Raw genomic sequence first — 6,654 nt, 5'->3', positions numbered from 1 at the left:
CCCCCGCTCCGTGTTCCCCCTGCAGGGGTGCGACTCAAGGTGCTCACCCTCAACGTGGCGCATGGCACGCCCTTCACCGTGCCGATGCCCTTCCTGCGCCGACGGGCGGCCTTGCTGGGCACGCTGGACGCGGTGGCGGCGCTGCTCGTCCGGGAGGCGGCGGACGTGGTGGCGTTGCAGGAGGCGGACCGCTCCAGCCTCTTCAGTGGACGGGTGGACCAGGTGGAGCGCATCGCCACCCGGGCCGGCTATCCGCACCTGCACCACGGCGTGCACTCGGGGGTGCCGGGGCTGTTCGCGCAGGGCACCGCGCTCTTGTCCCGCCACGCGCTGGAAGCGCGGGAGGCCGCGCACTTCGGCCGCGACCGGCGCGTGGACAAGGGCTACGTCGTCGCCACGCTCGCGGCGCAGGGCGGGCCCGGCCCCGACGTCGTGTCACTGCACCTGGATCCGTTCTCCGCGACCGTGCGCAGGAGGCAGGTGGACCGGCTCATCCAGGCCCTGCGCCAGCGGCCCGAGCGGCCCCGCATCGTGCTGGGCGACTTCAACGCGGAGGACGCGGGAGGCGACGGCCCCGTGGCGCGCCTGTGCGCCGAGCTGGGACTCCACACGCCGCACGAAGGCGAGCCCACCTATCCGGTGCCCCAGGCACGCCAGCGCCTGGACTGGGTGCTGGCCTCCGCCACGCTGCGCTTCACCCACTACGCGCGCCTGCCGGAAGCCGTCTCCGACCACCACGCGGTGGTGGCCGAGCTGACGGTGGCCGGACGCTGAAGCGCGCTCAGCCGAGCACGGCGACCAACTGCCGGCACTGCGCGAGCAGCGTGCCGTCCTGCGCCCAGAGCAGCTGGGACTCCTCGGTGTAGCCCTCTGCGGCCTGACGGGAGCGGCCGGTGCGCAGGTACTGCGTGTCCGGCGCGAGCCGCGTGAGGGGAAACGTCTGGAAGAACTGCACGGTGAAGTCCACCGTGGCGGCCGCGCGGAAGCCGTCCACCTGCGACAGCACCGACGGCGGATACGCGTCCATCAAGCCCACGCACAGGGCCGCGTCCAGCACCGTGGGGTCGCGCGGCCGCAGCCAGCCTCCCACCTCCGCCACCGCCGCGCCCGAGTACGGCGGTGAACCCACGCAGTAGCGGTACTCGAAGAAGCGGCAGAAGTCCGGCATGGGCACGTCATCGGGGACGGGCGTGAGCGTCTGCGGCGCCGGCACCTCCGGCATGACGAAGTCCTGGTAGCCCGGAGCCCCACCGCGCGCGGCGCCAAAGGTGGCCGTGGCCACGGCCACCACGACCCCGCCGCTCTCCACCCGCGCGGTGGCGTGGGTGACGAGCTTGCCGGCGCGCTCCAGGCGCGTGTGCACGTCCGCCACGCCCTCCACCGCGGGCGAGCAGAAGTGCACGGTGAGCGAGCGCACCGGACGCTTCGCATCGTTCAGGTGGTGCTCCAGCGCGCGCATCACCTGCCCCGCCACCACGCCCCCGTACGCGCCCCGGCCCTGATACCAGGCGGCCTCGTAACGCGAGCGGTAGTGCCCGGGGGCGAGCGGTTCGACGAGGGTCGCGACAAGGAAGGCGGCGGTCATGATGCACCGCATCCTAATCCCATCACCCCTGATAGGCCTCGTCCTGTTCGATGCGGCTGAGCACCCAGTCGAACTCGCCGGATGACACCCGCGCCTGGCAGTGCGTGCAGTGGCCCGCCATGTTGATGGACAGCGGGGCACCACACGACGGGCACTGCTTCTGGGTGTACGACAGGCCCTTCACGCCGCGTCCGCGGATCAGCGTCCAATACTCGCTGTAGGCCCGCTCCCGCGAGCGGCTGCCCCCGACGACCTTCTCATCCGGGTCGCGCAGCGTGTAGTCCAGGCTGCTGGCGTGCATGCGCAGGGTGACGGCGTCGTAGTACGCATCCCGCGTCACCCGCACGAGCGACAGCTTCGTGATGCGCGCGTTCTCCGTGATGTTGCGCAGGCCCGCCTGACGGTAGGCGTTGATCCAATACAGCTGCGTCTGGAAGAGGTTGTCACTGAGGAAGGGCCGCATGCCCTGCCACTCCCGGTTCGACCACGCCGTCTGCATCTCCCGGAAGATGAACTCCAGCCGGCGGCGCAGGCCCGCGGCGGAGACGGCCGGGTCCTCGCGCATGAGCGCGTTCAGCGCCTCCTGCGCCCTGGGGTCGCGCACGGTGGGCAGCTCCGTGCCCTGCTCCTCGGTGGTGCCGGTGAGCTGGGGCCCGCGGCGCTCGCGCTCCAGCGACGCCATGGAGGTCACCACCCAGTCGAACCCACCGGTATTCACCACCGTGTTGCAGTAGGAACAGAGGTGTCCCTGCACCGCGTCCAGCGGCGCGCCGCAGTTGGGGCACTTGAAGACGCGAACCTCCTCGGGCGGACGCGAGCGCACGGCCGTGTCCCGCTCCAGCGTCCACGCCTCCGCGACGTACCAGCTCTGCTCGGTGCCGGAGACCTCCGTGTAGTTGGCTTCGAAGTGCACCGTCACGGAGACGCGCGGGCTGCTCGCCGCCACGCCGGACACCTGGTCGTACGTCATGGCGCCCACCACCACGGCCTTCACCTCGGTCGGATGGCCCAGCGCCTGGAGCGAACCGATGGCTTCGTCGGACAGGTAGGCACTCAAGGTGTCCAGCCGGTCGCCACCGCGGGCCTCGTGCACCTTCGCGAAGAGCGAGGAGACGAAGTCCTCGAAGAGGATGATGGAGAAGTCCGGGTCGAGCGGCCGCATCGTCCCGTCCTCGCCGCGAGGCCCCACGCGGCCCAGCCCCGCGAGCTTCGAGCGCAGCGACATCTGACGCCGGGGCGGCGGAGGCCCGTGTGGCGCGGAGGTGCTCCAGCTCCGGGATTTCTCCTCGTGGTCCTTGCGGCCCAGGGACACGGCGACGAGGACGAACACCCCGAAGAGGCCCAGGACGAGACAGACGCCCAGGCCGCCACCGCCGCCGCCCCTGGAGGAGCCCGAACTTCCACCGTAGTAGGTGGACGAACCCCGGCTGCCGGAGCTGTAGGAGGAACGGCTGCTGGAGGAGCTGCGGCTGCTCGACGAGCTGCGGCTGCTCGACGAGCCGCGGCTGGACGAGCCCCGGTAGGAGCTGCCGCCACCGGGGCGCGCCTCGGACTCAGGCAGGGTGGTGAAGCCCAGCCCCACGAGCAGCGCGACGGCGAGGAGGAAGGATTTCGAGCCCTTCACGCCACCACCCCGGGCAGGTCCGGCAGCTCGTTGACGTCGTCATCCATGCGCGGCAGCACGCGCGCCAGCGGCGGCTGGACGCGGCGCAGGGCCTGGAAGAAGGGCTCCGGCGAGGAAGACGCGACCAGCGCGGCGGAGAGCGCGGCGAGGGCCTCCTGCCACTCCGCGCCCAGCGCGGCGGTGTCCACGCCGTAATCGGCGACGACGTCCACCCGGCGCTCGAAGAGGGAGACGAACACGAGGATGCCGGTGCGCCGCGACGTGCGCGACACGCCCAGCTCGGTGAAGGCGGCGCGGGCGGTGGTGCGCACGGCCTCTTCCTGGAGCTTGCGCGAGGTGAGCGCGCGGCGCAGCGCGGGAAGGCCCCGGCTGGCCAGCGTCCCCGCGAAGAAGGCGAGCAGCACCCCCGGCGGGAAGACGGCGAGGTGGATCTCCTGCGGGATGAACAGGAGCACCATCAGCACGACGAACGCGAGGCTCGCGCCCACCCGCGCATCGGTGTGGGCGTAGTTGCCGGAGATGGAGCGGACGGCCACCACGACCTCGGCGGAGGTCTGGGATTCAATGGCCGCGACGGCTTCCGCGGCCTGGGTCCGAGCGGCTTCTTCGAGGAACGTCGTGGCCATGATGGGCGGGCACTATAGCCAACCCTCCGGCGCCCCGGGCCTACGCGGGCAGTCGCCAGTCGATGGGCTTCTGGCCTCGGGCCTCGAGTTCGGCGTTGGTCGTGCTGAAGGGCTTGCTTCCGAAGAACCCCTTGCTGGCGGACAGCGGCGAGGGGTGGGTGCCCTCCATGACGACGTGTCGCTTCGCGTCGATGAGCGACTTCTTCTTCTGGGCGGGCTTGCCCCAGAGGAGGAATACGACGGGGTCGGGCTTGTCGCTCACGGCGCGGATGACGGCGTCGGTGAACTGTTCCCAGCCGTGTTTCGCGTGGCTGTTGGGTTCGGCCTGGCGGACGGTGAGCACGGTGTTGAGCAGGAGTACGCCCTGCTTCGCCCACGGGATGAGCGACCCGTCGCGAGGCTTCGGAGCGCCCACGTCGCTCTGGAGTTCCTTGAACATGTTCACGAGCGAGGGCGGAGGGGGCACGCCGGGCTGGACGGAGAAGGCCAGGCCATGGGCCTGCTTGGGGCCGTGGTAGGGGTCCTGGCCCAGCAGCAGCACGCGCACGTCGGCGTAGGGCGTGAGGCGGAACGCGGAGAACATGTCGGCCTCCGACGGGAACACGGTGTGTTCGCTGCGTTGCTCGCGGACGAAGCGCTCCAGGTCCTTGAACGACGGCGCGTGGATGGCGTCATGCAGCACCTTCTTCCAGTCTTCGGGCAACCCGTCCGCCAGCATCGTTGTGACCTCCCAGAACCCCCACCCTACCCCGCCTCCCAGACACAGGGGCCGCCGTGATGTCGCCGTCATGCCGCACGGCGAACATCGCGGCGGGGACGGGAACGACGGTCAGGGCGAGGGGACAGGAGGCGCGCGCGTCCCCGCGTCCAGCCATTGGGAAGGGAGGTCGGGGAGCGGTTCGCCCCAGGAGGTATCTCCCACGGGGATGGACGTAGCCGGCGCATCGGGGGCGCCCGCATCGGGGCTGCCCGGAGCGCGCGTGCCGTCGGGTTCGCCGTCGTGGAGGCTGCGCAGGATGCGGCCCTCGGAGATCCTGACCGCGTAGGTGGCACCGCCATCCAGCAGGCGCACGCCTGGAGTGCACGCGCGGGGATCCGCGTCGATGCGGACGAAGGCGATGTCTCCTTCCCGGAGGATCCGGAAGCGGTAGGACTCCCGTCGGTTCCAGCACGACCGCCCTTCGTGCTCACGGGGAAGGAACGCATCGGCGGCGAGGACTCCGGCGCGAAGCAGGGCCCCGTCCAGCGCATACACCTGTCCCGGAGCATCGGTGGACAGCGCGACCCGCGAGGAGAAGTCCGGGAAGACGATGGACGGGTCCTCCACCCGGGAGGACTCGGACGAAGCCCCCTGGCGCCGCATGCACCCGATGAACAGCACCATCCCCAGAAGCAGCAGGCGCCTCATGGTCCCGTCCCCCTCACGCAAGGACCCTGGAGTTTCTCGCAGGGAAAGCGAGCAGGCAATCAGGTCAGGTGCTTGGGGTCGGCGCCAGGGCGCGCTAGCCTTGCTCCCGCCATGACGATGTACACCGAGTCGCTCCGCGCCTTCCTCAAGCCCGTCCTGCCCTACCTGGACGACGAGTCGGTGTCGGAAATCATGATCAACGGCCCCACCGACGTGTGGATCGAACGCAAGGGCCGCCTGACCAAGACGGATGCCTCCTTCTCCGAGGAAGGCCTGATTGGTGCCGCGCGCAACATGGCCCAGTTCGTCGGTCGCCCGCTCACCGACGAGCGCCCCCGCCTGGACGCGCGCCTCCCGGATGGCAGCCGTATCCACGTGGTGATTCCGCCCATCGCGCGCAACGGCACCACCATCTCCATCCGCAAGTTCTTCAAGGACAAGCTCAGCATCGACTCGCTGATGAAGTTCAAGTCGCTCACCAAGCCCATGGCGCGACTCATCGAGGCGGGCATCGCCACCAAGCTCAACATGCTGGTGGCCGGCGGCACCGGCTCCGGCAAGACGACGCTGCTCAACATCGTCTCGTCCCTCATCCCCGACGAGGAGCGCATCCTCACCATCGAGGACTCCGCCGAGCTCCAGCTCAACCAGTCCCACATCGTGGCCTTCGAATCCCGCCCCCCCGACAAGTTCGGCAAGGGCGGCGTGGACATGGGAGACCTGCTGCACTCCGCGCTGCGTCTGCGCCCGGACCGCATCGTGGTCGGCGAGGTCCGCGGCGGCGAGGCCTTCCACCTGATGCAGGCCATGAACACCGGCCACGGCGGCTCGCTGGCCACCACGCACGCGAACACGCCCACGGACACGCTGCGCCGCATTGAGTCCCTGTGCCTCATGTCGTCCGTGGAGCTGCCCATGGTCGCCGTGCGCGCCCAGGTGGCCAGCGCCATCAACTTCGTCATCTGCTGCGAGCGCCTCCACGACGGCAGCCGGAAGACCATCGCCCTGTCGGAGGTGCTCCCCCTCACGGAGAAGGGCGAGTACCGCACCCAGGACATCTTCGTCTTCACGCCCGTCTGCAAGGACGAGCACGGCCACATCCTGGGCTACCACGCGCCCACCGGCATCATCCCCAACTTCATCAACAAGGCGCGCGCGTACGGCTTCGAGGACCTGGACGACGCCTTCTTCGACCCGGCCACCTACGGCGTGCCGCCCCCGCCCAACTTCCAGGTCGGCGAGGCGTACACCCTGCGCTGGGCGCCCTCGCTGAAGCACCGCGAGCAGGGCCTCCCGGACCCCGCGCACTTCAAGGAGGAGTGGGGCCGCTTCGAACAGCTGCTCAAGAACGCCGGTCCGGACGGGCCCTCCAGCCCCGCCGCCAAGCCCGCGCCCTCCGTGCAGGTGCAGG

Annotated in this window: 7 protein-coding genes; 2 read left to right on the top strand and 5 right to left on the bottom strand. The window is 70.4% G+C overall.

The genetic code is table 11. The features are described from left to right. On the top strand, positions 1-774 hold a 774-nt coding region (locus D7Y13_RS36205; RefSeq protein WP_208734524.1), incomplete at its 5' end, for an endonuclease/exonuclease/phosphatase family protein. Positions 775-781: 7 nt separating this feature from the next. Here the strand turns inward: D7Y13_RS36205 and D7Y13_RS36200 are convergent. From D7Y13_RS36200 to D7Y13_RS36180, 5 genes are all read right to left on the bottom strand, one after another. After that, the gene (locus tag D7Y13_RS36200) at positions 782-1,585 is read right to left on the bottom strand and encodes a thioesterase family protein (RefSeq protein ID WP_120585924.1); all 804 of its coding nucleotides are present in this window, start codon (positions 1,583-1,585) and stop codon (positions 782-784) included. Between the two features lie 22 nt (positions 1,586-1,607). After that, on the bottom strand, positions 1,608-3,209 hold the full coding sequence (locus D7Y13_RS36195) for a TIM44-like domain-containing protein (protein ID WP_120585923.1): 1,602 nt from the start codon (positions 3,207-3,209) through the stop codon (positions 1,608-1,610). Next, complete coding sequence (locus tag D7Y13_RS36190) at positions 3,206-3,835, bottom strand: hypothetical protein (protein ID WP_120585922.1); 630 nt, start codon at positions 3,833-3,835, stop codon at positions 3,206-3,208. Before D7Y13_RS36190 ends, D7Y13_RS36195 begins: the two co-directional genes overlap by 4 nt. 40 nt (positions 3,836-3,875) lie before the next feature. After that, the gene (locus D7Y13_RS36185; RefSeq protein ID WP_120585921.1) at positions 3,876-4,553 is read right to left on the bottom strand and encodes a uracil-DNA glycosylase; all 678 of its coding nucleotides are present in this window, start codon (positions 4,551-4,553) and stop codon (positions 3,876-3,878) included. Between the two features lie 111 nt (positions 4,554-4,664). After that, positions 4,665-5,243, bottom strand: coding sequence for a hypothetical protein (locus tag D7Y13_RS36180; RefSeq protein ID WP_147444541.1), 579 nt, complete (start codon positions 5,241-5,243; stop codon positions 4,665-4,667). Between the two features lie 111 nt (positions 5,244-5,354). On the opposite strand from D7Y13_RS36180, the gene D7Y13_RS36175 reads away from it, so the two are divergent. Next, the coding region (locus D7Y13_RS36175; RefSeq protein WP_233602431.1) for a TadA family conjugal transfer-associated ATPase at positions 5,355-6,654 on the top strand (1,300 nt) is incomplete at its 3' end.

Origin of the sequence: Corallococcus praedator, assembly GCF_003612125.1 — a bacterium.
GTDB lineage: Bacteria > Myxococcota > Myxococcia > Myxococcales > Myxococcaceae > Corallococcus > Corallococcus praedator.
The sequence above is the reverse complement of the archived record's forward strand: the minus strand, read 5'-3'. Positions and strand labels throughout refer to the sequence as shown.

Excerpts from the sequence above, each read along its gene's own strand:
- D7Y13_RS36180 (WP_147444541.1), bottom strand. The coding sequence starts at position 5,243 with ATGAGGCGCCTGCTGCTTCTGGGGATGGTGCTGTTCATCGGGTGCATG.
- D7Y13_RS36185 (WP_120585921.1), bottom strand. The coding sequence starts at position 4,553 with ATGCTGGCGGACGGGTTGCCCGAAGACTGGAAGAAGGTGCTGCATGAC.
- D7Y13_RS36200 (WP_120585924.1), bottom strand. The coding sequence starts at position 1,585 with ATGACCGCCGCCTTCCTTGTCGCGACCCTCGTCGAACCGCTCGCCCCC.
- D7Y13_RS36190 (WP_120585922.1), bottom strand. The coding sequence starts at position 3,835 with ATGGCCACGACGTTCCTCGAAGAAGCCGCTCGGACCCAGGCCGCGGAA.